The organism is Marinobacter nanhaiticus D15-8W (genome assembly GCF_036511935.1).
Taxonomy (GTDB): Bacteria; Pseudomonadota; Gammaproteobacteria; order Pseudomonadales; family Oleiphilaceae; genus Marinobacter_A; species Marinobacter_A nanhaiticus.
On the sequence record NZ_AP028878.1, the window covers coordinates 138231 to 163871 of the forward strand.

A 25641-nucleotide genomic window follows, 5' to 3' on the forward strand; every position below is an offset into this window, starting at 1 on the left:
GCCATCAGGCGGTCAGTGTGGACAGGTTGCGGATGACGGCCTGCTGGCCCAGCGGAATCTTGAAGGCGTTGTGCTCGTAAGGCTGCGCATCGCGAAAGATAATTTCCGCGGCTTTGGCGAAGGCCGATTCCGAGACGTTCTGGCCGATCAGTGCCCGTTCCGCTTCCTTCGCCCGCCAGGGCTTGGTGCCCACCCCGCCCAGGGCAATGCGCGCATCGCGCACGGTGCCGCCATCGGTGGCGACGATCACCGCGCTCGAAGCCAGCGCAAACTGGTAGGACGAGCGGTCCCGCAGCTTGAGATAGCCCGATCGGTTGCCGGAGATCGGGGCGTCGAGCGTGACATGCGTGATCAGCTCGTCCTCTTTCAGTGCGTGCTCCTCGTGTGGGGTATCGCCGGGCAGAAGGTGGAATTCGAGGAAATCGATTTCACGGGGGCCGCCTGGGCCTTCCACCGTCACTGTCGCGCCGATGGCGGCCATGGCCACGCACATGTCCGACGGATGGGTGGCGATGCAGTGCTCGCTGGTGCCCAGTACCGCGTGGACGCTGCGATTGTGTCCGCCGATAGCGGCACAGCCGGAACCGGGTTCGCGCTTGTTGCAGGGCGAATAGCCATCCCGGAAATAGGGGCAGCGAACCCGCTGCATAACATTGCCGGCGGTGGTTGCCTTGTTACGCAGCTGGCGGCTGGCACCAGAGAGCAGCGCCTCGCTGAGCACCTTATAGTCCTGCTGCACCCGGTCGTCGTAGGCGAGCGCCGTATTGCTCACGCGCGCGCCGATGCGAAGGCGGCCGTCGGATAGGCGCTCGATCTGGTCGAGGCCCAGGCCGTTGATATCCACCACCTGTTCCGGCCGCATGATGTCGATCTTCATCATGTCCAATAGGTTTGTGCCCCCGCCCAGGTAGGCGGATGGGCGGTCGGCGTGGGTGGCGACCGCCTGATCAGTCTGTGAGGGACGGGCATAGTCGAAGTGTCGCATCAGCTGATCCCTCCGAGTTTGCGGTGGGCGGACTGTATTGCCGCGAGGATGTTGTTATAGGCGCCACAGCGGCAGATGTTGCCGCTCATGGCCTCGCGTACGGCGCCAGCGTCGTTCTTGGGGATGCGCTCGTCTTCGAGCACGTTAAGCGCGCTCATGATCTGGCCGGAGGTGCAGTAGCCGCACTGGTAGGCGTCCTCCTCCCAGAATGCTTCCTGCAGCGCGTGGAGCCGTTCGTTATCGGCCACGCCCTCGACAGTGGTGATTTCGTCACCGTCGTGGGCCACGGCCAGCGACAGGCAGGAATTGACCGACGTGCCGTTGATATGAAGGGTGCAGGCACCGCACTGGCCCAGGTCGCAGCCTTTCTTGGTGCCGGTCAGCCCGAGCCGTTCCCGTAGCACGTCCAGCAGGATGGCATTGGGGGCGACGTTGAGCGTGTGGGCCTTACCGTTAACGGTCAGTTTGATCTGGCGTTCACCCTCTGCGGGAGCGCCGTCCTGCTGGGCTTCCACTTCGTCAGCGCCAGCCTGAGCCATGGATGCCCATGTGGGCGTAGTCGCTGCAACGCCTGTAGCGCCCATGGATTTGAGAAACGTTCTGCGGGACGAGAGGAAAGCGTCATATGTCTTGACGCCATTTCCTCGGTCCTCGCCGGAAGGATTGCTGTCCTTGCCTGACATGACGGGAACCTCCTGGGTTCAGGCACGTCATCCCTATACTGCGCGATGAGTACCCCGTGTGATGGTCGTAAACATGAAAGTCGCTCTCTTTGTCGCATCCAGCATGGCGTTAGCCGTTATTTTTTGGTGATTGGCATTGTTTTATCCGAGGGTGGCCTGGCCACAACCTGTTTTCAATAACACCGGTTGTAAAATACGCCAATGAGACAGAACAGGATGAATACTGCTTGCGGTTGTGGTTAAGTTTTCCCAGACCTGTCGAAGGTAAGTTCGTTCCGTAAAGGATGTTTTCGAATGACTGATACCACTGCGCTTTTCATTGCGCTGTTTTTTGGGTCCGCCGGTCTGGGTTATCTGGTCTATGGCCGTCGCCAGGAAAAGAAGGTCTTTTTCTACACCGGCATCGCACTGATGCTTTTTCCCTACGTTATCAACGCGACCCTGCCGATGTTGGCCGTGGGTGCCGGTCTGTTGCTGCTGCCCAAATTCCTGCCCTGAGTGGCGAGAGACCTGGCTAGACCCGGATACGCCGGAAGGCCGCCTCAAGGAAGTTATACAACCCGAAAGCGATCAGGCCTGCGGCGACGATCCCCAGTAACCACTCACCGTAGGGGGAATTGCGCAGCGTATCCATGGCTTCGCCCATCCCCTTGATATCCGAACTGTTGGCCCTGCGGGCCGAATCGATCAGGAACCAGCCGACCATGCACCAGACCACGCCACGGGCGACCAGTCCGAACCGGCACAATGGCTTGATCCAGATACGGTGATCTTCAGGGATCTCCATATAGCGATCGAACCTTGCGGTAAATCCCTTGAACAAGTGAGCCAGTCCGACCACGACGACGAAGACGCCCACCAGGGCGAGGACGAGTTGGCCCGTATCGGTGGCCAGGAAGGCCTGCCCTTGCCCCTGCGCTGCTCCACCACCGCTGCTGGTTCGCAGGTGCAGGAAAAGTTTGCCAGCCCAGTAGGCCAGCACTGCGTGGGTAATAGCACTGATCAACAGACCTGCACGGATCGCCAATCCCTTGGCCGTGAAACCATGACGGTCGGCATCGAACAGGGCCTGGGTCAGGCGCCACGCCACATAACCGACCAGGCCTACGATCAGGGCCAGCATCAGCGTGTTACCCAGCGGTTGACGCATGATTTCGGTCAAGGCCCCTCGGGTGTCGGTAGTTCCACCGCCCTCGCCCATTACGGAGGCCACTGCCAGGGCGCCAATAACGAGGTAAATAAGGCCGCGGGCGCAATAGCCCATGCGCGCCAGGATCTTGAACGGTTTTCTGGCTACGGCTTCATCCATAACGTCGTCGAAGGCCATGATAATCCGGTTAAAGGTTGTCTCTCCTCTCAAGCTACAGGTAAATGGGCATGGAAAAACATTGCCGTTTCCTCATGTTCGGTGAAAGCTGCATTCTGTGTGGTGGCCAGGTATGGTGCGATAAGTTAACGCTGTTCCAGGCCCTTGCCGGGTTTGACTACCGTCGTTACAGGAGGCTGAACCATGACCGCAACCCATCCTTCCCAATCCTCTCGTGCCTTACTGCAAGACAAACGTATCCTCGTCACCCAGGCTGAGGATTTCATGGGGCCGGCCCTGTGCCGAACGTTAGCCAGCCACGGCGCCGAGGTGGTGGAAGACACCCTGCCGCTCATGCCGACAGGCGCAGCGATAGAGGTCATCAGGAATGCTGGCGATGTAGACGTCCTGGTCGCCAACCTGGCAATCGAGGCGCCCAGCACCCAGGCTGGGGAGGTCACCGAGGACGAGTGGCGCAGCGTATTTTCGGCCCTGGTCGATCCCTTACCTCGCTTGGTTAAGGCCGTGCTGCCCGGCATGATCGAACGCGGCAAGGGCAAGATCCTGGTGATGGGCAGCGCTTCGGCCCTACGCGGTATGAAACGGGCCTCCACATACAGCGCCGCCCGTGGCGCGCAATTGGCCTATGTGCAGTCGGTGGGTGTGGAGCTCGCCAAGTACAACATCCAGGTCAACGCCATCGCCCAGAACTTCGTGGACAACCCCACGTACTTCCCGAAAGAGGTGCAGGAAAATCCCCGTTTCCAGGATCGTTTGAAACGAGAAGTACCGTTGGGACGATTGGTCTCACCGGAGGAGGATGCGGAGTTCGTGGCCTATCTCTGTAGCGATGCTGCAAATTGTTTTGTGGGGCAGGTGTTTCCGGTATCGGGGGGCTGGGCCATTCGATAGTGCCGGCTGGGCTGGGGAGCCCTTTGCGCCTTGGACTCCCCATTTGAAAAGCCAAACATTAATGGTTGAAACGAGCGTCGACCACTTCTCCGCGGACCACGGTATGGTCACCCGAGTATGGCGCGCTGACAGCGTCGTTGTGATGTTTGCCATCAACGATTTCACCACGAACGACGGTGTAGTCGCCTGAGTAGGGCTCATACACGGTCGGGCCCTGGATGGCGGCATCCGATTTGCGGTCAGCCAGGCTCGCATTGGCGGTAACGCTCACGGTAGCCAGTACGATGGCGATCAGGGTATTCAGGGTAAGTTCGCGCATGTCTTTTCTCCTCGTTCGTCAGTCACTGTGATGTTGCTGGTGAGGCAATGTTTTTGCCCTCCAGATGCAGTGATTATCGAGGAGTCCAATCACATAGAATAATTCTATGATGATATCTCACACATCACGTTTTGTGATGTATCGACGCCAAGGGCGTATTAACCCACCTGCTCCAGTTCTGCGGCATGGGAATGCCCCGTCAGTACGTCCGGCGACTGGACGCAGCAGGCCCAGTGCGCCTTGGCCACCCGCTCTACCAACTGCCGCATCCATACCAGTCCGGGGTCGCGATCGTGGCGGGTATGCCAGATCAGGTAGAGGCTTGTCGGGTCCACCTCCACGGGAATGTCCGTCAACCAGAGACCTTCGCCGAAGCCTGGATCGTTGGTGGCGATTTCCGGCACCGAAGCGATCAGGTTGGATTTGCGCAGTAGCTCCGGCACCGCCGGGAAGTGATTGACTGTCACCGAGACGCGTCGCTTCAGTCCCTTTTGGCTCAGGGCAATATCGACGAAGCCGGTGGCGTCACCGGACAGCGACACCATCAGGTGTTTGGCGGCGATGAAATCCTCCAACGTCACCGGTCTCCCGGCAAGGGGATGGTCGCTGCGCATGGCCAACAGGTAGGCACTATCGAATAGCCAGATGCTGCGCAAACTGTTGTCGTGCTCGGTGAGCATGCCGATAGCGAGGTCCACATGAGCCTCTCGCAACTGCCCGAAGGCGGTCTCGGTGGTATAGGGCACCGCATGCAGGTCGACGCCCGGGGCCACGCGTTCCAGTTCGCAGACCAGGGGCTGCCAGATCAGTGCCAGCATGGCGTCAGTAATAGCGATGCGGAAACGGCGATGCGAGGTGGAGGGATCGAAATTGCTGGCCTGGACAGCATTGGACAATTCGAACATGGGGCTGCGCACCTGGTCCCACAGGCTCATGGCGAAGGACGTCGGTTCGATCTTGCGACCTTTCTTGATGAACAGCGGGTCTTTCCAGACATGGCGCATCCGGGCCACCGTATTGGACACCGCCGGTTGGGTCATCGCCAGTCGGTCGGCGGCCCGGGTGATGGAGCCTTCGGTCATGATGGCATCGAAGACGTAAAGCAGCGTGAGTTCATGGTTTTTCATTGGGGGCAACCTCACGGGCAGGCGGGGGTCGTTCACTCTATGCCCATCGCTAGTCATGAACAAGTCTCAAGCGATACATCACAGTTCGTGATGACAACTATACCGATGTTCAATTAGTCCCGTGATGCAGGTCCAGGCAATCTGGCTCCAACGTCTAACCACGCAACCGAGTCCAGCCACCCAACCGATTTACGGAGCCGATACGACCATGAGCGAGACCATACGACATATCACCGATAGTGAGTTCAGCGACGTTGTCATCAAGTCCGACAAGCCTGTGCTGGTGGACTTCTGGGCCGAGTGGTGTGGGCCCTGCCAGTCGATTGCGCCGATTCTGGAAGAGCTGGCGGACGAGATGGCCGAGACCGTTTCCGTAGTGAAGGTCAATGTCGATGAGAACCGTGAAATCACCGGCGCCATGGGTATCCGCAGCATTCCCACTCTGATCGTGTTCAAGGATGGCAAGGCGGTGGCCCAGCAAGCGGGTGCCGCGGGCTTGTCCCAGTTGAAAGAATTCGTGAATGGCGCGCTCTAGAACGGGTTCCTGACCCGGTAACAGTCTTCCTTCCTTGGGTAGCCGATCTGCTTACCCCTGCCTTGGAGCAGCGCCCGCTGCTCCTTTTTTATTCTCGCCTACGTCCATCGCTCTGCCGGCGCTTAATCCGCTTCGATCATCGGCTCCGTCACGCTGACCGGCGTGATATGGAGCGTCTTGAATGTCCGCGCGCCGGGTCCCACACGATTATCGGACTCCATCAGGACCAGTTGATCCCGAGTCAACGGCGGATTGGGCAGTATGGATAGTACCCGGGCGCCGGCATGCCATAAGGGAAAAGGCACCGACAGTAAAGGGCGATGACGGTGCATCTGGCCCATCACCACTTCGACCAGTTCGCGGTAGCTGAGCACATGCGGGCCGCCCAGTTCATAGATATTGCCTGGAGCGTCGGGTTCTTCCAGGACCTGGGCGGCTGCCCTGGCCACATCGTTGACGTGGACCGGCTGCAGCCGGGTCTGGCCTTTGCCGAACAGGGGTATGACCGGTAGCCGGGACAGGGCCTTTAGGGTGACGACCAGCCCCTGGCCGCCCCCGAACAGCGCGCTGGGGCGAAGGACAATGGCCTCGGGAAAGATCTCGCGAACCTGGTTCTCCCCTCGGCCACGGGCGCTAATGTAGGCCGAACGCGATTGCGGGTCGGCGTTGAGTCCGGATATATGGACCAGTTTGGAGATGCCCGCTTCCTTACAGCATCGGGCAAGGCGTACCGCGCCATCCACGTGTACTGCCTCGAAGGTCAGCTCCGGCGGGTGCTCTACGTAGAGGCTCACGGCATTGATCACCGCATCAGCCCCCTCGATGGCCCTGGCCACGGAGGCGTCATCGAGAATATTTGCTTCGCAGCCTTCGAGCTGGAACTCCGGATCCCCGGGCAGGCGGGTCTCCGGCGACCGCGCGGCGATGCGCACACGATAGCCGGCCTCCTGCAACTGACGCACGATATGGGTACCCAAGTACCCGGTTCCGCCAAATACGACCACCAATGACCTGTCCATGGCCCTAGCGTAGTGACATCCGCTTGGTTCTATCCACCCCGGGGGGATTACAGAAAAAACATATTTCGGTAAACGACGGAAGTCTGGTGAGCCCTGATCGTTCGTTATATGTTGGATATTTGCCGATTGTTTCCAGCAAGGGAAAATCCCTGGAGAACCGGCGTTAGAGTGCCCGTAAAAAGTTTAAAGGTACGCTGAGGGAGAGCTGCATGAATCCAAGCCTGATCCTCTGGCCGGTGCTGGCCCAGATCCTCCTGACGATTGCCATGTACGTCCTGCTTGGCGTGCGCAAGAACGAGGCGCTGAAGCTCGGGCAGGTGAACCGTCGGGAAACCGCCCTGGACAACAGAGCCTGGCCGGCGAACGTGGTGAAGGTCTCCAACAATATCGCCAACCAGTTCGAACTGCCGGTGCTGTTCTACGTGCTGTGCCTGCTGCTTTTCAGCGTCCAGAAAGTCGGTTGGCTGGCGCTGGTCCTGGCCTGGGTCTTCGTGGTCAGTCGCTATCTGCATGCCGCCGTCCATACCGGCAAGAACGTCGTGCCACTGCGCACGCAGCTGTTCGTAGTCGGGCTGGTCTGCCTGCTCTTGCTGACGTTCCTGGCCGCCTGGCACCTGGTTGCGGCGGCGTTGGTGTAGCGTCTCACCTGATCGGGTGTAAGCTATAGGACAGACCGGGCCGCCTTGCCGTGGTCAGGGAGCCCGGGACAATATCAACCGGTTCATGGAAGGAACCTACCATGCTCAGGAACGCACTCATTGCGCTTATCGTCCTTCACGGTTGGATGAATCCCCTGGCTGTCGTGAACGCCTCTCCACCGCTACCGGACAATGCCATGCTGGAGGAACTGAAGGCGGCCAAGGCCTACATCCTCGATATTCGCTACGGCGATACCCAGACGCCGTTCTCCTCGTCCAGTTCGTCGGCGGCCACACAGGGCGCCTTTGCGGGCGTCGCACCCAGCCAGACGTTTCTCGATCGTGCCGATATGATCCGCATTGGGCTGGATATGGACGAATCCGGTACTTTCGACAAGGCAGAGATTGGCGTGGGCTATGCCCTGACCCCGGAAAAGGATGCGCCGCCGGTGCTCCGTTTTGCTTTCCTGAATGCGGACCCCGACAACTTTACCTCGATCCAGACCCGCGTCACGATCGATCCCAACGAGTGGACTACCCTCAGCAGTACCGAATTCAGTACGCTGTCCGGTGAAAAACGCTACTCGTACATCGTCGTCCGCCTGGTCGAGCAATAAACGGATTCAGGAGAAGCGCCATGCCCTATCACGGTAGTTGCCTCTGCGGTGGCGTCAGCTTTCAGGTCGAAGGCCCGCTCGAGCCCATCCAGATCTGCCATTGCAGCCAATGCCGCAAGGCTCAGGGCACGCCCTTTGCCGCCAACATCCCGGTAGCGATTTCCGCCTTTAGTATGCTCTCCGGCGAAGCGTTGTTGCGGACGTTCGAGTCCTCGCCGGGCAAGGAGCGGGTCTTCTGCAGCCAGTGCGGCTCGCCGATCCTCAGTCGGCGCCGGGACAAGCCCGAGGTTGTCCGCCTCCGTGCCGGCCTGCTCGACGGCTCGCTCGGTATCAAACCGGATGCCCACGCCTATGTCGGCTCCGGGGCGGACTGGTGGAAGATTAGCGACGAACTGCCGGTCTACGAAGGCGCACGACCGACCCGTTGACCGGGAAAGTTCGAAGTGTGTCGCCTCATTCTCCCTACCCCTTGGCGGCGTTTGGGGACTAGACTGCGGGTAGGCGCTCTCAAATGATCCATATCCATCGTCCACAGCAAGGTCTTTCGGCAGACCAACGGAAGGAGGATCAGTCATGCTGAACGTAAAGCTTGATCGCGACGAGGGCATTGCTGTCCTTGAGCCCGAAGGCGCGCTTACCGAAGAAGACTTCGCCTATGCCGTGGGCGTGATCGATCCCCATATCCAGGAGATCGGTCCGCTTGAGGGCATCATGATCCATGTCGGTTCGTTCCCCGGCTGGGCGTCGTTCGCCTCGCTTATCCACCACCTGAAATTCGTCCGCGAACATCACCGCAAGGTTCGCCGGGTGGCGTTGGTGACGGATTCCCCAATCGTCAATGCGGCCGAGACCATTGGCAGTCACCTGGTCGAGGCCGAGGTGCGCACCTTCCCGTTCGACCAGAAGGAACGGGCCAGGCAGTGGATTCTCGGCCACGAGACGGCCGAAGCGGGCTGAGGCGGTGACTGTGGGAACAACTGGGGAACATGTGCCTGAGCACGAGTCGCAGGCGCACGCCATGCGGACGCTGGCAGCGAATATATGGGTCCTTGAAGGGGAAACGGTTCCTTTTCATGGCTTTCCGTACACCACCCGCATGACCTGTGTGCGGCTCGCCGATGGTTCGCTCTGGATCTACAGTCCTGTCCGCCTGACGCCACATGTGCATTCGCAGATCAGCCTGCTGGGCCCGGTACGCTACCTGGTGGCGCCCAATCACCTGCATCACCTGTTTATCGGCGACTGGCAGCAGGCGTTTCCCGAAGCTCAGCTCTACGGCACCACCCAGGTCATTGCCAAGCGTAAGGACCTGACTTTCGATGCGGTGCTGGACGGCCAGCGTCACTGGCCCTGGTCGAAGGAGATGGATCAGGTCGTGTTTTCCGGCTCACGCCTGATGGAGGAGGCAGTCTTCTTCCACCGGCCCTCGGAAACCCTAATCGTCGCCGACCTGATCGAAAATTTCCCCCAGGGTCATTTCAACTGGTGGCAGCGCCCCATCGCCCGGCTGGCCGGCATCCTGGCCCCTCACGGCAAAACACCGCTGGACTGGCGCCTGAGCTTTAACCGACGGCTCGCCCAGGACAGCCTGACCCACATCAAGGCCTGGGCGCCCAAATGGATCGTTATGGCTCACGGCGAGATCGTCGAGGAAAAGGACAACAACTTCCTCAACGACTCCTTCGACTGGCTGGAGTAGAGCTCATTTTCAGGTTGTACAAATATTAACCGGCCCCAAAAATTCGCAATTTGTTGTCAGTTTTGGGACGTTAGCTGATTTTCCTGGAAACTTCGTGAAAGAGCGTGGCGGTGGCTCGCTTGACGGGCCACCCCGGGGCCTACCTGACCGGGGCCTCCAACCTGCCGGCCAGCTTGCGAACTCCCAATCCGCCGCAGTGGGAAGAAGTCGGGCTGGCGCGCTAAGCGACTACGGTTCCTGAGGTCTGCGGGAATGCTCATCGACCCGACCGGTGATAAGACGCTCCGCAACCGTCTCGAAGTAGATGTTCCGCGCCCTGACCCGCTGCTCGTTCGTACAGCCCAGTTCCGCGGGATCCTTCTCTTCAAGCCTGATGTCCGCCCAGAGCGCGGGGCTATCACGGAAGGAATCGGCCAGCACCCAGAACGGCTTGTTCCAGTCCCGGGCCGCCAGGGCCTGCAGGTAGGTTCCGCTCTTATTGATGAAGTAACCATCGGACAGCCAGCAGTCGCAACCGCTGATATTGATGTCCGTCTCCGCCATGAACAGTCCTATTTGCGCATCGGTGATCAGCGTGGTGGGTACTCGCAGTGCCGCCAGGTCCCGAGCGACCTGCAGGCCTTCGTTACCCGGGCCGCTGAGGGTGACGATGACCTGGAAGGTGATTTCCCGATCGACCAGTTCCTGGAATAGTCGCATAACGGTGGAACTGCGGCTGTGGGTCATGATGGTGGCGCCGGGCTCGATCAGCGATACGGCGTTCTGGGCGGTATTGGCCCCGGCCTCGTTGAGGGCCCGGTGCAGGGCGCGCAAGTGTTCGATGGCTTGCCGCTGCAGCGCTTCCGCCGACTCATTGCGGTCCAGCGCCTGCTGCCAGCGCTCCACTGCATTCCGCAACGGCACCATGCTGGGCCGGGCTGCCTTCAGGGTCTCCGCCAGATCCGTGAGCGTGTCGAAGGTCTGGTATTCCGTAGATTCCAGATAGCGGGCGCCGTCGTCCAGCGCCTGCAGAGCCAGCTGCGAGGCACCGGACGTCTGGTCCTCCCGCAGGCGAGTAATGAAGTCGGGTTCCCGTTCCATGGAAGCTCTCCCGTTGCGAACCTGGCGTCAGCATAAGTTATTGGCGTCCGGGAGCCCAAGGGTCGAATGTGTACCCGTGTTTGAAGGAACCGTCATTTGATCCACAACCGGTATCCCTCTCATACTGTCATTGAACCTGTTGCCGCCGAAAGGTGCCGGATGAGCCGCTCCAATTCGCCACTGACGGTCTTCTACGACGGGGCCTGCCCCCGCTGCCGTGCGGATCGGCGTCGTTACGAGCGACTGGCGGGTACTTCCGGTCACGGGGTGCAGTGGCTTGACATCACTGGGCGCGAGCAGGAACTCCGTCGCGCGGGTGTTGATCCGGAGCAGGCCCTGCGAGAGCTCCACGTCAGGGACGCGCAGGGTTATATTCACCGGGAGCTGGATGCCTACAGTTTGCTGATGTCCCGGGTACCGCTACTGCGTCCCCTGGCCTGGCTGATCCGGTTGCCGGGACTGCGGCCGCTCCTGTCGCGGCTGTATCGCACCCTGGTCCTCCGGCGGCTGCACTGTAGCGGGCGGCTGTAGGCATGCCGATGCGATGCCTCGCTTCACTCAATCAATGCGCGAAAGGAGTGAACGCCATGAAATCCCAACCCCTGATCGCCGTATCCGATGTCCAGGCTGCAAGCGCCTGGTACCAGCAACTATTAGGCTGCAAGAGCGGGCATAGCAGCGAGGAACATGACCAGCTCACCGATGCCGACGGCAACCTGGTACTGCAGATTAACCACTGGGATGCCCACGACCACGATTATCTCGGTGACCAGGACCGCAAGCCCTACGGTAACGGCGTACTGCTGTGGTTCGAGATCGACGATTTCGACGAGGCGACGAAACGGCTCGAGGGCATGACCGTGCCTGTCCTGGATGGCCCGCTGGTGAACGAGGAAGCCGGGCATCGCGAAGTCTGGCTGCGCGATCCTGATGGCTACGTGGTGGTTTTGGCCAGTCCTCAGGGAGATCTCAAGGCGGCCTAGAGAATTGGCAGTAGCGGTTGCCATGGCTGTTGGCCTTTGCCGATAATGCCCCGATCATCAACGTATCGAGGCAGTCCGATCATGGCTAAATCCCTGCAGGACCAGTTGCTTCAGGCGGGTCTGGCGGATGATAAGAAAGTGCGTCAGGTCCGCCAGGAGAAGCGTAAGGCCCGGAAGCAGAACAAACCGGTAGATGCCGACGCCGAGGCGCGCCGCAAGCAGGCGGAACAGGCTAAGGCCGAGAAGGTAGCGCGTGACCGCGAAATCAACCGCCAGCGTCAGGAACAGCAGGCAAGGCAGGCCAAGCAGGCCCAGGTCCGCCAGTTGGTCGAGCATCATGCGGTGAGTCGCAGCAAGGGTGAAACGGCCTACCAGTTTGTCGTCGGCAAGAAGGTCCACAAGATCTATGTGGGTGCCGAGCAGGCCGACCAGCTGGCCCGTGGCCGGCTGGCGATTGTCGCCCTGGGCGAGGATTTCCACATCATCCCGGCGGAGGCTGCGGGGAAGATCCGCGAGCGCGACAGCGAGATTCCCATCATCCAGCACGATCCGAAAGCCGACCAGCCCGACGAGGACGACCCCTACAAGGATTACCAGATCCCCGACGACCTGATGTGGTGAGCATCGACGTTCCAATTTCTGCAACGCCGTGTCCCGTTCCTGAAAGCCCCGATGTCCGGGGCTTTTCTGTATCTTATCGAGAATTATTTTCATCTACTCGAAAAACACAAAACGGGAGTGCAGTATGAAGTTGGAGGGAATGGTCGCCGCAGCGGTCCTGGCCGTGGGCAGTAGTCTGGGCATCGCCGCCGATGCCGTGGCTGATAACGCCGAACCGCGTGTGGTCAGCTTTGACCATGGAGGCCTGGATACGCTGGACGCAATGGGGCTGGGCGACCACGTGGTTGCCGTACCCAAGCGTGGCCTGCCGGAGTACCTGTCCGATTACGCCAGCGATGCCTTCGCCGACGCCGGCAACCTGAAGACGCCGGATCTTAAAGGCGTACGGGAGGCCAAGCCGACGCTGATCCTGGTAACTGGCCGACAAGGCGACCAGATCGCCGAACTGGAGAAAATCGCCCCGACGGTCAACGTCGGCATGGTGGAAGGCGCCTACTTCACCGCGCTGGAGGCCAAGGTGCTGGGCCTGGCGGCCCCGTTCCATGCGGGTGAGCAGGCTCATGAGGCGCTGGATGATTTGAAGGACTACATCGCCGAGCAGCGCTCGGGTATCGATGGCGAACCGGACGTGCTGGTGGTGACCCATAACGATGGCAAGTTTGGTCTTCGTCTGGAGCCGGTGGTCTATGAACTGCTGGCGCTGCCGAAGCCGGTGCTGCCTGAAGGCGTCGAATCCTTCACCCGTGGCACCCGAGTCTTCACGCCGCTGACGCCGGAAGTGATCGCCCAAATGGATCCCGATGAACTGCTGGTTGTCGATCGAAGTGCGGCCATTGGCGCCGGTGAAATCGACCTGGCCGCCCTGAAGTCCAGCCTCGCCGAACACGGAATGGACGGCGACAAGGTCACCGTGCTGTCGCCGGGCCTCTGGTACCTGTCCGGCGGTGGTCTGCAGAGCGTTCGCCTGCAGGTGGACGAGGTGACGCAGGCCCTCTGATTTTTACTTTCCTTCTTGAGTGGCCCCGGGGTGACCCCAGTTGTCTCGGGGCTTTTTTGTGTCCCGGTTGAGTGTCGTGGGTCGCTGACAAAGAAGGCAGCCTTGCAGGCTGCTCCGAAGCTGAAGAGGGTGTTGCAAAAGTAGCCGTATCTCAAAAGTACCGGAATAAACTCCCTCTCCCCTCGCGGGAGAGGGCCGGGGAGAGGGGGTAGCGCCTTCAGGCGCTCATCGTTGCCAGAGCCGACTTCGAGCGAGGCTTTCGCCTCGTCCCCCTCTCTCCAAACCTCCGCTCCGCGCCCCGGCCCCTCGCCAGAGGCTCTGGGCGTTCCGGCGGGCGAAGCGCTGCTCCGCTACTTCCGCCTACACCCCGCCAGGGGAGAGAGGCTTAAAGCCGCAAGCTGTTACAACACCCTCTGAAGCGTCGGCTACATTTTCACGTTAACTCGAGTATGTAGCAGATGCTTCAGCTTCTGAGGCGCCACTAGGCGCCCCTGTTTGCCTCAGGGCGGGATTGCTAACCCCAAACCTCATGCCGCCGTAGCCTCACCCGCGTCCACCTTGGCCAACCGCAACGGCCGGATATTCAGGCGCTTCTCCTGAACCTCACACAGCAAGGTCAATTCCGCGACCGTTCGATAGTAGGCAAAGTCGATCACCCGCCGCAGCTGGTCAAGGGTCTGCAGTATAGTAACCGGCGCCAGTTCCATCTCGGCCAGATGTTCGCCGCTGCCGCAGCCGGTTACGCCGTTATGGGCGGCGAGCTCCAGAAGCGTGCCAGCCTTTTCGTTGATGACCAGCGGTACATTGCCCGTCACCTGAACCACCTGCATAAGGCCTTCCTTGCAACGTCCGGCTGCCCTTGCGAGTGCATTGGCCTGGACCTGAAGGGCCTCCTCGTCTTCCTCGCTGAGGATGCCTTCCAACGCGCTACCGAAACTGCTGGCGGTGCGTAGCGGATCGAGCAAACGGTAGAACTGGCGAAGACTGGTGAACAGGGCCTTGGCGCGTTGCTGCTCGTCCGCCGGCATGGCCATGATCGACAGCTTCATGCGTAGGCCAAACAGGGTCTCGATCTCGCCCAGTTGCTTGCGCGTGTGCTCGATCTGGCGGCTGGTCGCGGCAATGGCGTCCTTCGCGGCGCGCACGTCCTGGCCGGGAAGATGGAACTGTTTGTGAGCGATGGTGATGCCGGTTTCCAGGAAGTTGCAGCCATAAACCTGGGCATTGTGACGACCCAACAGGTTGAAATACTGGTCGTTGAGTTCATGGTAGCGCGGAATCTGGCGACGGATCTGGTCCACCACGTCCTGTAACTGGTGATCACCAGCTTCCACTGCGCCTAGCTTGAGGAAACGCAACGTCAGCGTGCCGTTGTAGTAGCTTTCCAGCGACTGGTCCTCGGTTTCGCGGGACTGACTGATGGCCAGCACTTCGGCATTGGCGGTGAGGTACTGCTCCGGTTCGGAAATGCCGTGGTCGATGTAGTCGCGAATCGTCGCGATTCGGCACAGGTCGTCGAAGCGGGGCAGGAGTGCGCGGGCCGGCAGGTCGAGTCGGTAGACACCGGCGAAGCCCGCCGCTTCCGCGTGATCGATACGGTCGTTGTCCGCCGGGTGGGTGTCCCACAGTGCTGTTTGCCGTTCGTCCATTTGCTGTAGCACTGCCCTCAGCTCATCGTCGCCAAGGTCGTCGGCCCAGCGGGTGATGCCGTCCGGCAGGTTTTCCATCAGCTTGCCGTCCTCCCAGGCGCGAACATTGCGCTTATGTACCTGACTGGCGGCATAGCCCAGGGTATGTAGGCGTCGGGCGGTCTCGGCGAACAGGTCGCTGCCGGCCACCCAGCATTCATAGCGGTCGGCGTCGTACTCCATTTGTCGGGACATATGGCGGGTGACACGCATATTGAAATGGAACAGCCCCTTGAACAGCCTGCGGGTGAGCCAGATCATCGCCTGGGTCAGCCACAGCATGACATTGATAAAGATAAACGGGGATTTCTGGTGCCACGCGGCGAGGCGTGCATCCCAGGGGTCGTCCTCGAAGGCCCGGTTGGCCATCCAGAAATTCACATTGTTGACGACATAGTTGGTGATCATGGCCGTCGGCTGGGCAAAGTGGCCCAGTTCGTGACTGATAACGCCAACCAGTTGCCTACTGCTGAAGCCGGCGACCAGCGGCATACCGACGGTCAGGGTCAGTTCACGGCGTAGCAGGCTGGCGAAACCCTTGCTTGGGCCCATCGACGCGTTGACGGCATTGTCGATGCGGATTTCCTTGATGGCGGGCAGGCCCATCCGGTCGCAGAGTACTTCCACCAGGTCATAGAAGCGACGGTACTTGCGCGGGTCCAGGGCCAGCGCCCGGGATTGGGGAAAGCGGATGAACAAGGGCCGCGCCAGGAACAGCAGGAAGGTGCCGCAAACAAACGGCACGAAGGTTATGATGACGACGGTGGCTATCAACCCATTGGTCCGTTCAAGCAGCCCCGGCATGGCCACCAGGTAGCTGATCAGGCCAGTGGCGATCAACGCCACCAGACCAAAATAGATCAATGGCGCCAACAGGCTCAGGAGCGCCACCCCGGCGAGTCCTGCCTTGTAAGCCAGACTGACCGGGAGTCGGGGAATCGGCTGGTCGAACAGCGCTTCCAGCTCCCTCAGGGAAAGGGCCTGATCCGGTTTGATGGAGGTGGGGGACGTGTCGGGCGCAGGGCTACCTGCCGGCTTGTCTTTCAGCAGCCGGGCGTCGAGTCCGGCGGCCCGCAGCGCCTTGAGGTATTTCTGGGCCAGCGTCTGATCCAGCCCCTGCTTGAGCAGTGTCGGCTTGCTGAGGACGCGCTGGAGTTTGGCCTCGCTGAGTTTGAAACGCTCCGCCAGTGCGATCCTGACGGTTTCAGGCGACTGTCCCGCCAAGGGCTTGCCGGCGGAGACGACTCGATAGGTCTCGGTGGTGGTTCCCTTCACCGTACTACTCCCTAGGGAGGGCATCTGCATCGCCCTCGACTCGATGGTTATAATTTGATCGAGTATAGAAAGCTGACAGCCTAAGGTCCAGATGGGCGACAAATTCCCGTCAGTTCATGCGTCAGCTTTTGCGGTACGGCGCACATTTACCAGCAAAGGACTGCCGCTAACGGGATCCTGTATTATCTGGCAGTCGACTCCGTAGAGTGTGCGGACGAGGTCTTCTGTCATTACCTTCTCCGGCGTGCCGCAGGCAATGACCCGGCCGCCCTGCATGGCAACCAGCTGATCGGCGTAGCGGCAGGCACTCACGAGGTCGTGGACCACCATCACGACCGTCTTGCCCGTGTTGACGAGCTCGCGGATCAGTTCAAAGACTTCGATCTGATGACCCAGGTCCAGCGCGGAGGTGGGTTCGTCGAGCAGCAAGAGCGGTGTGGCCTGGGCGATGGCCATGGCGATCCAGGCCCGTTGGCGCTGCCCGCCGGACAGGGTATCCAGCGCACGGTCTCGCAGGTCGTGCAGGTCGGCTGCCGCCAGGGCCCTTTCCAGGGCGCGCTGGTCTTCGGCGGACCACTGGCGCAGCAGGCCCTGGTGGGGGTGGCGGCCAAAACGGATCAGGTCGGAGACGGTGAGTCCGTCCGGAGCCGCATTGTCCTGGGGCAGCAGCGCAATCTGCCGGGCAACGTCCCGCGAAGGCAACCGGTGGATGTCCTTGCCGTCGAGCAGAACGGCCCCGCCCGACGGCGCATGCACTCGAGCCAAACCATTGAGCAATGTCGACTTGCCGCAGCCGTTGGGTCCGACGATGGCTGTGACCTGCCCGGGGGCCAGGTTCAGGCAGAGGCCGTCAATCACCTTGAAGGTGTCATGGGCCAGGACCAGGTCCCGGGTCTCAAGTTTGCTCTGTTCATGAGCGGTCGATTCATCGGGTTTCACAGGAGACGTCTGTTTCATAGGTGACTCTTCGGGGAACGACGGAGCAGGATCCACAGCAGGTAGGGGCTGCCAATCACGGCGGTGACGATGCCTACCGGGATTTCCAGGGGGGCCAGCATCAGTCGCCCCGTGAGATCGGCAAGCACCATGATGATGGCGCCTGCCAGGGCAGACGCCAGCAGTGGCACCCCTTGATAGCGAGACAAAGCGCGGGCGATTTCCGGTCCCAGCAGCGCCACCAGCCCCACCGGACCGGCCACGGCCACGGCCAGACCGGTGAGCAGCACCGATAGGCACAGGCCCAGGAAACGCACGCGCTGCAGGTTGATGCCCAGACCAACCACGACCGGATCAGCGAACAGCAGGATACGCAAACGCCGGCCTAGAATTAGGGCCAGAACCATTCCGATCGCCAGACCCGCGCCGAGTATCGCGGTTGCGACCGGGTTGCGAGCATTCAAACTGCCCACGGTCCAGGGGTAGGCGGCGTTGGCGGCATCGATGGCGACTCGACTGAGCATCACCTGGGTCACCGCGCCGGCGATGGCGCCGATACCCAGCCCGGCGATAATGAAGCGGTAACCCTGGGTGCCGCTGCCGCCCGCCAGACCAAAGGCCAGTGCCGTTGCCGTAGCGGCGCCGGCGAGGGCCATGGCCGAGGGGGCGAGCGCAAGACCCGTGCCGACGACCGAAGCTACGGCGAAAGCGGTCGCTGCATTGTCGATGCCGATGATACCCGGCGTCGCCAGACGGTTACGGGCCAGGGTCTGCATCAGGCAGCCGGAGAGGGCAAAGGCGCCGCCCGTCGCGATACCTGCCAGTACCCGTTGCAGTCGCAGTTCCCGGATCACGAACTGGTGGATCTGCGAGCCTTCCCCCAAAAGGGCGGCGACGACTTCGGCGGGGCCCAGCTTGACGGTGCCCAGCGACAGGGAGACCACCGCGACGGCCATCAGTAACAGCAGCAGCAGGCTGTTGACGACAAGGCTGCGCTTTTCCAGTAGCAGGTTCCAGCCCCGGGCCGACGAGGAAAGCGGAATCCTCAGGTAACCGGCGGGCGCTACGATGGCGGCCTGGTTAAAGTGCTTGGGTTGAGATAGATCCATTATTCAGTCGCCACTTCGTCTAAAGCGTCGGCATACGGCGGGCGCGGACGATCGCCAGCAGCACCGGGGCACCGATCAACGCCGTCAATACGCCAAGCGGTAGCTCCGTTGGAGCGGCAACCAGGCGCGACAGGATGTCCGAGCCGATCACCACGATCGGGCCGATGGGTAGACACAGCCAGAGGGTCCGACGGATATCCGCTCCCACCAGGGCCCGTGCTACGAAGGGGACCACCAGGCCCACGAAGACCAGCGGCCCGGCAATGGCGGTGGCGCTTCCCACCAACAGGGCGACGGCAATGACCACCAAAAGCCGCAGTCGTCCGGGATGATGGCCCAAACCGACCGCCACACGCTCGCCCAGCGCCAGCGAAGCCAGTGGTCGCGCGATTAACGCGGTGATCATACCGGCAACAGCCAGGGACGGCAGGACCGAGATCAGGTTCGACAGGTCTCGCCCCGACACAGAGCCAGTGACCCAGAAGCGAATTTCGTCAGCGGCCCGTTCATCGAACAGCAGGAGTAGCGACGTCAGCGCCATCAGCAGGCTGGACAGGGCGGCGCCGGCCAGGACCAGACGGATTGGGTCGTTGCCCACACCCTGGAGTCGTGCGGCAGCCAATACGAACATGCAGCCGGCCAGGGCGCCAAGCTGTGCAACGGCGACGGTCAGGGTGGCCGCACTGGCCCCCAGCAGGATCGCGACCGCAACCGCAAAGGCACTGCCGGCACTGACGCCGAGCAAGCCGGGCTCGGCCAACGGATTGCGAGCCACCGCCTGCAGCAAAGCTCCAGCAACGCCCAGCGCCACGCCCACGGCGAGGCCGATCAGCGTGCGCGGCAGCCTGAGTTCGGTGACGATAAAACGGGCCTCGTCGCTGCCCTGCCCGCCGAGTACTGCGAAGGCGTCGGCCACCGGCACCGTTCCCGCCCCGAAAAGCAGGCTCAGGATACAAACCCCGGATAGCAGAAATCCCGTCACCAGCAGTGACGGGATCAGGGAGCGCCGCGCTGAGGCTCGGCGCCAGCGTTCAAGGACCGTTGAAATCATGGTTCTAATCGGTGGCAGTCTCAATCGTCTTCTCGATATCGTCGAGCACCGCCTGGGCAGCTATTGGGCCGGAGGCGCTGGTCCACAACTGGCCATCGACCGGAATCACATGCCCCCGTTCAACCACGTCGAGCCGCTGATAAGCCGGTGAGCTTTCGGCTGCGGACAAGGCATCGCGGCCTTCCGGGTTGAGCGTGGCCATAAACAGCCAGTCGCTATCCATCAGGTTCAGGTTTTCCTGGCTCAGCGGTGAGCTATGCGGGCGTCCCTGTTTCACAACATCCGCGTCCTGAACCTCGAAGCCGGCGGCCGTCAGTATGCCGGTGGAGAACAGGCCGGTGGCCATGATCATTGGTCCCTGGGGCATCCAGCGGGCAAGGATGGCCTGGCGCTGATTGGATGGAACCTTTTCACTCACCCGCTTGGCAACCTCGGTCGTACGCGCTTCGATGTCAGCCAGGACGTGCTCCATTTCATCCTGCTTACCCAGTGCCGCAGCGAAGAAACGGGCTTCCTTGCGCCAGTTGTCCGGCTCGAAGCGGGGGACTTCCGGTGCCAGGGTCGGTGCGACCTGGGATAGCAGGTTGAATTGCTCCTCGCTGAGGTAAGGCGACGCGAGGATCACATCCGGCTGCAGGGCAACGACGGCTTCCAGGTTGGTTTCGCCCGGCGTACCGACGATCTCGATGTGCTCGACGCGGCTCTGCATGTAGTTCGCTACATCGGTACCGCCGCGGGTGACGATGGCACCCAGCGGCTTGACGCCGACTGCATAGGCACTGTCCAGCGCACCTTCGTACAGGGTAACGACGCGTTCCACATCGCCGTCGAGGGTTACCGGACCGTGGGCGGTTTCCAGGGTGCGTACTTCGGCCAGCGCGTCCGCGGCAACGACGGACAGGGCGGCGGACAGGATAAAGGCTAGGCCCCGGTGGGCCAGGCGGGGATTCATCATGGTGTTACGGACTCCCATTGGATGGTCAGTGTTTCCTTACTGGCGAAACGGACGAGATGATCGGCGATCACGGCCTGTAATCGGGTCATGGATTCCTCGTCGTCCGCTTTGACGTGGATCGCCAGCACGGATTCGCCGGCTTCCAGATAAGCGTCGCCGAAGGGAAACGAAGCGGAGCCGATATGGTCGTCGAACTGCACTTCGATCTTGTGGCTGAAGTGTCGCAACAGCTTCTTCATGTTGATCGAGGGCGACGCCGTCTCGACGTTGGCAATGGCTTTAAGCATGGTTATCCGGTTCTCCAGTACTCGTATACTCCAGCCAAAGCCGGAGTATACGGGGTGATCGGGGAGACCCTCGGGGCCTCGTCAGTTATCAGAATCCGACGTTCAGCGCCAGCCAGTAGCGGCGGCCGTCTTCGGTAAAGCCGTATTCGTCGTAGTTCACGTCTTCGTCGAGGATGTTGTAGATACCGGCCTTGACCGTGGTATTCGACGTCAGCTCGTAACCGAGCCCGGTATCCACGAAGGTATAGGACGGCGCCACGGTATCGCTCTGGGATGGGCCGGTGGTGGGCTGGCTTTCCTCGCCGCGGTAGGTGGCCCGTACCCAGGTGGCCAGACGGCTGCTGGCCTGCCAGTCGAGGCTGGCGGACACCAGGTGCTTGGGCAACTGGGTCAGGGGCTCGCCCTCGTACTCGCCGCTCTTCTGCTCGGAATCGGTGTAGGTGTAGCTGGTGGAGACATCGATCGTGTCGGTAAGGGGCGCTGAGAGGGTGAACTCGACGCCCTGAGTGACAGCTTCATCGACATTGATGCGGTAGGTCGGATCGGCGCCGAAATCATTGGGGCCGTCCGTACAGGTTGTGATCGGGCAGCCGACACGGGTGATCTTGTCTTCGAAGTCGTTGTAGAACACCGTCAGACTGGAGCTCAACCCGCTTTCGCCGTTGTAGTGAAGGCCAATCTCCTGGCTGACGGAGGTTTCAGGTTCGAGGTCCGGGTTGCCATAGATGTTTCCGCCACGGCTGACCTGGCCCCAGTCGGGGGTGATCTCTCGCAGGTTGGGCGAGCGGTAGCCCGTGGAAACGCCTCCTTTCAGGGTCCAGGCGGAAGCGAACTGCCATACGCCATACAGACGAGGGCTGACGTGGCTGCCATAGTTTTCGTCCTCGTCCAGGCGGGCGCCGCCGGTCAGCGAGAAGTTGTCGGTCAGCATCCACTCGTCTTCGGCAAAGACGGCCCACTTGTAGGCGTCCACATGGGTACGGTCGGAGATACGGTTTGATGTCTGGTCATCCAGTTCCTGCAGCTCATAGGTGGCGCCAACGCTCACCATATGGTTCGCCAGCGGCATCACGAGACTGCTCTTGGCGACCGTGTTGGTAATTTCCATTTCCCGGCTACGGTTTTCAGTCGCCTCCTGTTGGACATAAGTGTCCGAGGTCCCTATATCCCAGCGGCCGGTATGCGATAGTGAATAGTGTTTGTGAATATGCGTGTTGTCGGAGTCGGTACAGCCTTCCGCCGGTGCGGATACACCGACGAACGAGCGACGCCGCTGATCGGTAACGCCGGCTTCAAGCACGAAATCATGATCCGGGGTGGGCGTCAGTGCGAGGCGGCCGGTAACGCTCTGGAGTTCTTTCTCTTCGTAGCCGTTGATGATCTTGTCTTCCTCACGGCTGTATTGCTGGCCGTAGATCTGTAGCCCAAGCAGGTTTTCTATCAGCGGTCCGCCGACATTGAAGTTCGCCTGCTGGACGTTACCCGAGTCCTGGTCCTCCTGGATGATGGTGCTGATTTCGACATCACCGCTCCAATCCTGTGGCACCTTGCGGGTAATGATATTGATGACCCCGCCTATCGCGTCAGAGCCATAGAGTGTCGACATGGGGCCACGGACGACTTCGATACGTTCAATGGCACCCAGGGGTGGCAACCAGTCCTGCTCGAACCCTGCACTTCCGTTCGGACGGCTTTCGCGACTGGCCTGACGCTTGCCGTCAACCAGGATCAGGGTGTACGCAGCCGGCATACCCCGCATGCTGATATCGGCCCCGTTGTCACCGGCCCCACCGCCGGTGACGATGACACCCGGAATCTCGCGCAAGGCATCGGTTACGTCTTCGTAGGCGCCCTTGTTGAGCTTCTCACTGTCGATAACACTGATTGATGCCGGCGCATCGACGATTTCCTGTTCGTAGCCGGCGGCCGTCACCACCAGCTCATTCAGTGCAATGGAGTCATCAGCCCAGGCGAGGCTGTTCATCAAGGCCAGCCCTGTGCCCAGGACAGCCGCGCGCTTGGTGTTTTGTACAGCCATTTTTTCTCCAGCTTTCAGCGTGCTTCGTTTTACGAAAAATTTTGCAAATGATAATAGTTCGCATTGATGGCTGGCAGGTGATAATATCGAACGCTGTGTTGCAAATTCCTGAACGTCTCTTTGGACGGGAACCGACGATGTACGACCTCAAAGAACTGGAAGCTTTTGCCTCGGTGATTCGCTCGGGCAGCCTGACCGCCAGTGCCCGTGACCTGAACCTGCCCAAGTCCACTCTCAGCCGCCGTATCCGCCAGTTGGAAACCAGCCTCGGCCAATCGCTGTTGCGCAGGGAATCCAACCGCCTGATTCCCACTGAAGCGGGGCATGTGTTCTATCGCTATTGCCACGAAATACTGGCGCTGGCCTCCAGGGGGCAGGAAGCTCTCGACGAACTGCGTGAGCAGATCAGCGGCGAGCTGACACTTCGGGCCCATGGGGCCTTCAGTCGCGGCTGGTTTACCCGGCAGGTGGAGTCGTTCATGAGCGAGCACCCCGGCATCCGGGTTGTCCTCCAGACCCAGGTCACGGCGCCGACCCAGGCGCAGAGCGAAGGTATCTGCCTCTGGTTGGGAGAGATGGAGGATTGCGGTATGCGCCAGGAACTGCTTGGCTCCTTAACGCAGGGCATCTACGGTCAACCGGAGTACCTGGCGCGTCGCGGCCGGCCGGAGCACCCGCAGGCACTGGGAGCTCATGCCTGGGTGGATCTGCTGGGGACCAGCGGTGACGGTGTGGTGCTGCAGCATCCGCGTGAGGGCGTCTATCCCCTTTCGCCACCGGCGTCCTACCTCAAGGTCGATCAGTTGACCCTGCAGGGGGATGCCATTGCGCGCGGTCGCGGTTTGGGGCTGATGCCTCACTGGCTGGCCGATCTGCGCGCCCAGGCCCACCCCGGCACGCTGGAATTGTGCCTGCCGGAATGGCATGGACCGGCACTCCCGATCTGGCTGGTTTACCCCCACGGCCATCTGCCCCGCCGTACCCGGGCCTTTATCAGCTACTTGCGCAAGTCGGTGCCGGTGGCCTGGAATTCACGGTGGGTCGAGGCCATAGCCGTCTGAACATGAACCGTCGATAGGCGGAATCCCCTAGATTATGTAGCTGGCTAAATAAACTCCGCGCACGCTAGAATTAAAATAACTTAGCTTGCTATATTTTCTGGCTCGAGTACCTTAGCCGCGCCAGCCGAAGGGAGTTTCCGCCATGTCCGATATCCATGCCGGCGATGCCTCGCCGGATGCCCTGACCTGTTCCATCCATACCCTGCTCAAACCATCCCTGGGCGGCGCGCTGGGTCGCCTGCACCGACTCTGGCGCCGGGCCATCTGCGATGCGGTTTCACCGCTGGGCATGACTGAAAGCCGCTGGTCGGTCATGGTCCACCTGGCCAAGATCGGCGAGGGCTGCAGCCAGCAAAGCCTGGCCCGGGAATTGGCGATCGAAATGCCTTCGCTGACCCGCACCCTGAACCAGCTCGAGCACCAGGCGCTGATCGAACGCCGCGCGGACCCCGGCGACCGCCGCGCCCATAGCCTCTGGTTTACCGACGCGGGTCGACGCATGACGGCGCGCCTTGAACAGCGGATCCAGTCCGTCCGCAATGATATTTGTGAAGGCCTCGACGAGGCTCAATTGGACGCCTTTGCTGCCACCGTCAGCCGCATGGAAGCCAACGTACTCAATCATCTCAAGCAATCCCGGAGAGAAGGCCAGGAATGACCCCCGATCAGAGTTTTGCCCGCTGGGTGCATGTATCCCTGGTGGCCTTTGTTGTCTTGTTCGTCTACTTCCTGATTGCCGACCTGTGGATGCCGGTTACCCCGCAGGCCCGTGTGATGCATTCTGTCGTGCAGGTGGCGCCCCGCGTCGGCGGTCCCATCGCGCAGGTCTACGTGCACAACAACCAGCACGTGGAGACGGGGGATATCCTGTTCACGCTGGATCAGCGGCCCTATGCGCTCGCTTTGGAGAAGGCCGAACTGGCATTGGAGTCCGCCAGTGTTCAGAACGACCAGTACGATGCCGCCATCGCGGCAGCGGAAGCGCAACTGGCCTCGGCGCAGGTCCAGGCGGACGAGCTGTCGCGTGAAGCCGCGCGTATGGAGCGCCTGCTGGACCGCGGCGGCGTATCGCGACAGCAGGCAGACCAGACCCGGAGCCAGTTCGATGCGGCCAAGGCGGAAGTACAGGCTGCCCGGGCTCAAGTGCACCAGGTGGAAGTCCAGCGCGGTCTCACCGACGGGCAGAACCTGCGCCTGCGCCAGGCTCGCAATGCCCTCGCCCAGGCCCAGCTCGACCTGAACTACACCCAAATCCGTGCCGAAGAGAGTGGTGTCATCTCCAACCTCCAGGTTGAACCGGGCACTTATGCCAAGGCGGGCACATCACTCGCGGCGCTGGTCGCCGACGAGGCCGATGTGATCGCTGATTTCCGGGAAAAGTCCCTGGCGCACATGCAGCCGGGTGCCCGGGCGGCGGTCGTCTTCGATGCCTTGCCCGGCAGAGTGTTCGATGCCCGGGTCAACGCCGTTGATGCGGGGACCCGGCAAGGGCAACTGGCGGCCGACGGCAGCCTGGCCTCGCCGGACGCCACCGACCGCTGGGTGCGTGATGCCCAGCGCCAGCGGGTACACCTGCAGCTCACGGATGCTCCGGATTTGTTGGAGCGGTTGCCCTCCGGCGCCCGCGCGACGGTGCAGTTGTTCCCGGTCGAGGGCGTCGCCGCCTGGCTGGGTTCGTTGCAGATCCATGCGGTCAGCCTGATCCATTACGTGTACTGAG

Annotated in this window: 29 protein-coding genes; 15 read left to right on the top strand and 14 right to left on the bottom strand. The window is 61.3% G+C overall.

What is annotated here, in order from left to right; all coding sequences use genetic code 11:
- Positions 1-4 precede the first annotated feature (4 nt).
- Positions 5-985: an FAD binding domain-containing protein gene (locus RE428_RS00620; RefSeq protein WP_004579489.1), complete on the bottom strand. Its 981-nt coding sequence runs from the start codon at positions 983-985 to the stop codon at positions 5-7.
- Positions 985-1668 carry a (2Fe-2S)-binding protein gene (locus RE428_RS00625; protein WP_004579488.1) on the bottom strand — a complete coding sequence of 228 codons (684 nt, stop codon included), beginning with the start codon at positions 1666-1668 and terminating at the stop codon, positions 985-987. Before RE428_RS00625 ends, RE428_RS00620 begins: the two co-directional genes overlap by 1 nt.
- A gap of 294 nt (positions 1669-1962) precedes the next feature.
- Here RE428_RS00625 and RE428_RS00630 point away from each other — a divergent pair, with 294 nt between their 5' ends.
- Positions 1963-2166, top strand: coding sequence for a hypothetical protein (locus RE428_RS00630; protein WP_004579487.1), 204 nt, complete (start codon positions 1963-1965; stop codon positions 2164-2166).
- A gap of 16 nt (positions 2167-2182) precedes the next feature.
- Here the strand turns inward: RE428_RS00630 and RE428_RS00635 are convergent, their stop codons facing one another.
- Positions 2183-2995, bottom strand: a complete 813-nt coding sequence (locus tag RE428_RS00635) for a DUF1206 domain-containing protein (RefSeq protein WP_004579486.1) — start codon at positions 2993-2995, stop codon at positions 2183-2185.
- Positions 2996-3178: 183 nt separating this feature from the next.
- On the opposite strand from RE428_RS00635, the gene RE428_RS00640 reads away from it, so the two are divergent.
- A complete protein-coding gene (locus RE428_RS00640; protein ID WP_004579485.1) occupies positions 3179-3886 on the top strand; it encodes an SDR family oxidoreductase in 708 nt (235 codons plus the stop codon).
- A gap of 58 nt (positions 3887-3944) precedes the next feature.
- Here RE428_RS00640 and RE428_RS00645 read toward each other — a convergent pair whose 3' ends face one another.
- A complete protein-coding gene (locus tag RE428_RS00645) occupies positions 3945-4205 on the bottom strand; it encodes a hypothetical protein (RefSeq protein ID WP_004579484.1) in 261 nt (86 codons plus the stop codon).
- 158 nt (positions 4206-4363) lie between these two features.
- Entirely contained in the window at positions 4364-5332 is a 969-nt protein-coding gene (locus RE428_RS00650; protein ID WP_004579483.1) for a LysR family transcriptional regulator, read from the bottom strand.
- Positions 5333-5540: 208 nt separating this feature from the next.
- Here RE428_RS00650 and trxA point away from each other — a divergent pair, with 208 nt between their 5' ends.
- On the top strand, positions 5541-5867 hold the full coding sequence (trxA, locus tag RE428_RS00655) for a thioredoxin (RefSeq protein ID WP_004579482.1): 327 nt from the start codon (positions 5541-5543) through the stop codon (positions 5865-5867).
- Positions 5868-5989: 122 nt separating this feature from the next.
- Here trxA and RE428_RS00660 read toward each other — a convergent pair whose 3' ends face one another.
- Positions 5990-6886: a complex I NDUFA9 subunit family protein gene (locus tag RE428_RS00660; RefSeq protein WP_004579481.1), complete on the bottom strand. Its 897-nt coding sequence runs from the start codon at positions 6884-6886 to the stop codon at positions 5990-5992.
- Between the two features lie 209 nt (positions 6887-7095).
- On the opposite strand from RE428_RS00660, the gene RE428_RS00665 reads away from it, so the two are divergent.
- The 5 genes from RE428_RS00665 (at position 7096) to RE428_RS00685 (ending at position 9840) form a co-directional block, all read left to right on the top strand.
- The gene (locus tag RE428_RS00665) at positions 7096-7524 is read left to right on the top strand and encodes an MAPEG family protein (RefSeq protein WP_004579480.1); all 429 of its coding nucleotides are present in this window, start codon (positions 7096-7098) and stop codon (positions 7522-7524) included.
- A 101-nt stretch (positions 7525-7625) separates the two neighbouring features.
- Positions 7626-8141: a hypothetical protein gene (locus RE428_RS00670; protein ID WP_004579479.1), complete on the top strand. Its 516-nt coding sequence runs from the start codon at positions 7626-7628 to the stop codon at positions 8139-8141.
- Positions 8142-8161: 20 nt separating this feature from the next.
- Positions 8162-8569 carry a GFA family protein gene (locus RE428_RS00675; RefSeq protein WP_004579478.1) on the top strand — a complete coding sequence of 136 codons (408 nt, stop codon included), beginning with the start codon at positions 8162-8164 and terminating at the stop codon, positions 8567-8569.
- Between the two features lie 145 nt (positions 8570-8714).
- Positions 8715-9098 carry a SpoIIAA family protein gene (locus tag RE428_RS00680; protein WP_004579477.1) on the top strand — a complete coding sequence of 128 codons (384 nt, stop codon included), beginning with the start codon at positions 8715-8717 and terminating at the stop codon, positions 9096-9098.
- A 61-nt stretch (positions 9099-9159) separates the two neighbouring features.
- On the top strand, positions 9160-9840 hold the full coding sequence (locus RE428_RS00685) for a DUF4336 domain-containing protein (RefSeq protein ID WP_004579476.1): 681 nt from the start codon (positions 9160-9162) through the stop codon (positions 9838-9840).
- A 228-nt stretch (positions 9841-10068) separates the two neighbouring features.
- Here the strand turns inward: RE428_RS00685 and RE428_RS00690 are convergent, their stop codons facing one another.
- The gene (locus RE428_RS00690) at positions 10069-10920 is read right to left on the bottom strand and encodes an eIF2B alpha/beta/delta subunit family protein (RefSeq protein WP_004579475.1); all 852 of its coding nucleotides are present in this window, start codon (positions 10918-10920) and stop codon (positions 10069-10071) included.
- Positions 10921-11079: 159 nt separating this feature from the next.
- Here RE428_RS00690 and RE428_RS00695 point away from each other — a divergent pair, with 159 nt between their 5' ends.
- From RE428_RS00695 to RE428_RS00710, 4 genes are all read left to right on the top strand, one after another.
- Positions 11080-11451, top strand: a complete 372-nt coding sequence (locus RE428_RS00695) for a thiol-disulfide oxidoreductase DCC family protein (RefSeq protein ID WP_004579474.1) — start codon at positions 11080-11082, stop codon at positions 11449-11451.
- Positions 11452-11507: 56 nt separating this feature from the next.
- Positions 11508-11903, top strand: coding sequence for a VOC family protein (locus RE428_RS00700; protein ID WP_004579473.1), 396 nt, complete (start codon positions 11508-11510; stop codon positions 11901-11903).
- A gap of 81 nt (positions 11904-11984) precedes the next feature.
- Positions 11985-12524: a DUF2058 domain-containing protein gene (locus tag RE428_RS00705; RefSeq protein WP_004579472.1), complete on the top strand. Its 540-nt coding sequence runs from the start codon at positions 11985-11987 to the stop codon at positions 12522-12524.
- A 124-nt stretch (positions 12525-12648) separates the two neighbouring features.
- The gene (locus tag RE428_RS00710; protein WP_004579471.1) at positions 12649-13521 is read left to right on the top strand and encodes an ABC transporter substrate-binding protein; all 873 of its coding nucleotides are present in this window, start codon (positions 12649-12651) and stop codon (positions 13519-13521) included.
- A gap of 527 nt (positions 13522-14048) precedes the next feature.
- Here the strand turns inward: RE428_RS00710 and RE428_RS00715 are convergent.
- The 7 genes from RE428_RS00715 to RE428_RS00745 form a co-directional block, all read right to left on the bottom strand.
- Positions 14049-16484: a M48 family metallopeptidase gene (locus RE428_RS00715; protein WP_004579470.1), complete on the bottom strand. Its 2436-nt coding sequence runs from the start codon at positions 16482-16484 to the stop codon at positions 14049-14051.
- A 114-nt stretch (positions 16485-16598) separates the two neighbouring features.
- On the bottom strand, positions 16599-17441 hold the full coding sequence (locus tag RE428_RS00720; RefSeq protein ID WP_004579469.1) for an ABC transporter ATP-binding protein: 843 nt from the start codon (positions 17439-17441) through the stop codon (positions 16599-16601).
- Complete coding sequence (locus RE428_RS00725) at positions 17438-18529, bottom strand: FecCD family ABC transporter permease (RefSeq protein WP_004579468.1); 1092 nt, start codon at positions 18527-18529, stop codon at positions 17438-17440. The genes RE428_RS00720 and RE428_RS00725 overlap by 4 nt, the downstream gene beginning before the upstream one ends.
- Positions 18530-18548: 19 nt before the next feature.
- Positions 18549-19580, bottom strand: a complete 1032-nt coding sequence (locus tag RE428_RS00730) for a FecCD family ABC transporter permease (protein ID WP_004579467.1) — start codon at positions 19578-19580, stop codon at positions 18549-18551.
- Positions 19581-19584: 4 nt separating this feature from the next.
- Entirely contained in the window at positions 19585-20535 is a 951-nt protein-coding gene (locus RE428_RS00735) for an ABC transporter substrate-binding protein (RefSeq protein WP_004579466.1), read from the bottom strand.
- Positions 20532-20822: a DUF2218 domain-containing protein gene (locus tag RE428_RS00740; protein WP_004579465.1), complete on the bottom strand. Its 291-nt coding sequence runs from the start codon at positions 20820-20822 to the stop codon at positions 20532-20534. The genes RE428_RS00735 and RE428_RS00740 overlap by 4 nt, the downstream gene beginning before the upstream one ends.
- Positions 20823-20910: 88 nt before the next feature.
- On the bottom strand, positions 20911-22860 hold the full coding sequence (locus RE428_RS00745) for a ligand-gated channel protein (protein ID WP_004579464.1): 1950 nt from the start codon (positions 22858-22860) through the stop codon (positions 20911-20913).
- 137 nt (positions 22861-22997) lie between these two features.
- On the opposite strand from RE428_RS00745, the gene RE428_RS00750 reads away from it, so the two are divergent.
- The 3 genes from RE428_RS00750 (at position 22998) to RE428_RS00760 (ending at position 25640) form a co-directional block, all read left to right on the top strand.
- A complete protein-coding gene (locus RE428_RS00750) occupies positions 22998-23921 on the top strand; it encodes a LysR family transcriptional regulator (RefSeq protein WP_004579463.1) in 924 nt (307 codons plus the stop codon).
- A 142-nt stretch (positions 23922-24063) separates the two neighbouring features.
- On the top strand, positions 24064-24579 hold the full coding sequence (locus RE428_RS00755; RefSeq protein ID WP_004579462.1) for a MarR family transcriptional regulator: 516 nt from the start codon (positions 24064-24066) through the stop codon (positions 24577-24579).
- On the top strand, positions 24576-25640 hold the full coding sequence (locus RE428_RS00760; RefSeq protein ID WP_004579461.1) for an HlyD family secretion protein: 1065 nt from the start codon (positions 24576-24578) through the stop codon (positions 25638-25640). Before RE428_RS00755 ends, RE428_RS00760 begins: the two co-directional genes overlap by 4 nt.
- Position 25641: the final 1 nt, after the last annotated feature.

Bases quoted from the DNA above. Each gene is read 5' to 3' on its own strand.
- RE428_RS00620 (WP_004579489.1), bottom strand. From the start codon at position 985: ATGCGACACTTCGACTATGCCCGTCCCTCACAGACTGATCAGGCGGTC.
- RE428_RS00625 (WP_004579488.1), bottom strand. From the start codon at position 1,668: ATGTCAGGCAAGGACAGCAATCCTTCCGGCGAGGACCGAGGAAATGGC.
- RE428_RS00630 (WP_004579487.1), top strand. From the start codon at position 1,963: ATGACTGATACCACTGCGCTTTTCATTGCGCTGTTTTTTGGGTCCGCC.
- RE428_RS00635 (WP_004579486.1), bottom strand. From the start codon at position 2,995: ATGGCCTTCGACGACGTTATGGATGAAGCCGTAGCCAGAAAACCGTTC.
- RE428_RS00640 (WP_004579485.1), top strand. From the start codon at position 3,179: ATGACCGCAACCCATCCTTCCCAATCCTCTCGTGCCTTACTGCAAGAC.
- RE428_RS00645 (WP_004579484.1), bottom strand. From the start codon at position 4,205: ATGCGCGAACTTACCCTGAATACCCTGATCGCCATCGTACTGGCTACC.
- RE428_RS00650 (WP_004579483.1), bottom strand. From the start codon at position 5,332: ATGAAAAACCATGAACTCACGCTGCTTTACGTCTTCGATGCCATCATG.
- trxA (WP_004579482.1), top strand. From the start codon at position 5,541: ATGAGCGAGACCATACGACATATCACCGATAGTGAGTTCAGCGACGTT.
- RE428_RS00660 (WP_004579481.1), bottom strand. From the start codon at position 6,886: ATGGACAGGTCATTGGTGGTCGTATTTGGCGGAACCGGGTACTTGGGT.
- RE428_RS00665 (WP_004579480.1), top strand. From the start codon at position 7,096: ATGAATCCAAGCCTGATCCTCTGGCCGGTGCTGGCCCAGATCCTCCTG.
- RE428_RS00670 (WP_004579479.1), top strand. From the start codon at position 7,626: ATGCTCAGGAACGCACTCATTGCGCTTATCGTCCTTCACGGTTGGATG.
- RE428_RS00675 (WP_004579478.1), top strand. From the start codon at position 8,162: ATGCCCTATCACGGTAGTTGCCTCTGCGGTGGCGTCAGCTTTCAGGTC.
- RE428_RS00680 (WP_004579477.1), top strand. From the start codon at position 8,715: ATGCTGAACGTAAAGCTTGATCGCGACGAGGGCATTGCTGTCCTTGAG.
- RE428_RS00685 (WP_004579476.1), top strand. From the start codon at position 9,160: ATGCGGACGCTGGCAGCGAATATATGGGTCCTTGAAGGGGAAACGGTT.
- RE428_RS00690 (WP_004579475.1), bottom strand. From the start codon at position 10,920: ATGGAACGGGAACCCGACTTCATTACTCGCCTGCGGGAGGACCAGACG.
- RE428_RS00695 (WP_004579474.1), top strand. From the start codon at position 11,080: ATGAGCCGCTCCAATTCGCCACTGACGGTCTTCTACGACGGGGCCTGC.
- RE428_RS00700 (WP_004579473.1), top strand. From the start codon at position 11,508: ATGAAATCCCAACCCCTGATCGCCGTATCCGATGTCCAGGCTGCAAGC.
- RE428_RS00705 (WP_004579472.1), top strand. From the start codon at position 11,985: ATGGCTAAATCCCTGCAGGACCAGTTGCTTCAGGCGGGTCTGGCGGAT.
- RE428_RS00710 (WP_004579471.1), top strand. From the start codon at position 12,649: ATGAAGTTGGAGGGAATGGTCGCCGCAGCGGTCCTGGCCGTGGGCAGT.
- RE428_RS00720 (WP_004579469.1), bottom strand. From the start codon at position 17,441: ATGAAACAGACGTCTCCTGTGAAACCCGATGAATCGACCGCTCATGAA.
- RE428_RS00725 (WP_004579468.1), bottom strand. From the start codon at position 18,529: ATGGATCTATCTCAACCCAAGCACTTTAACCAGGCCGCCATCGTAGCG.
- RE428_RS00730 (WP_004579467.1), bottom strand. From the start codon at position 19,580: ATGATTTCAACGGTCCTTGAACGCTGGCGCCGAGCCTCAGCGCGGCGC.
- RE428_RS00735 (WP_004579466.1), bottom strand. From the start codon at position 20,535: ATGATGAATCCCCGCCTGGCCCACCGGGGCCTAGCCTTTATCCTGTCC.
- RE428_RS00740 (WP_004579465.1), bottom strand. From the start codon at position 20,822: ATGCTTAAAGCCATTGCCAACGTCGAGACGGCGTCGCCCTCGATCAAC.
- RE428_RS00745 (WP_004579464.1), bottom strand. From the start codon at position 22,860: ATGGCTGTACAAAACACCAAGCGCGCGGCTGTCCTGGGCACAGGGCTG.
- RE428_RS00750 (WP_004579463.1), top strand. From the start codon at position 22,998: ATGTACGACCTCAAAGAACTGGAAGCTTTTGCCTCGGTGATTCGCTCG.
- RE428_RS00755 (WP_004579462.1), top strand. From the start codon at position 24,064: ATGTCCGATATCCATGCCGGCGATGCCTCGCCGGATGCCCTGACCTGT.
- RE428_RS00760 (WP_004579461.1), top strand. From the start codon at position 24,576: ATGACCCCCGATCAGAGTTTTGCCCGCTGGGTGCATGTATCCCTGGTG.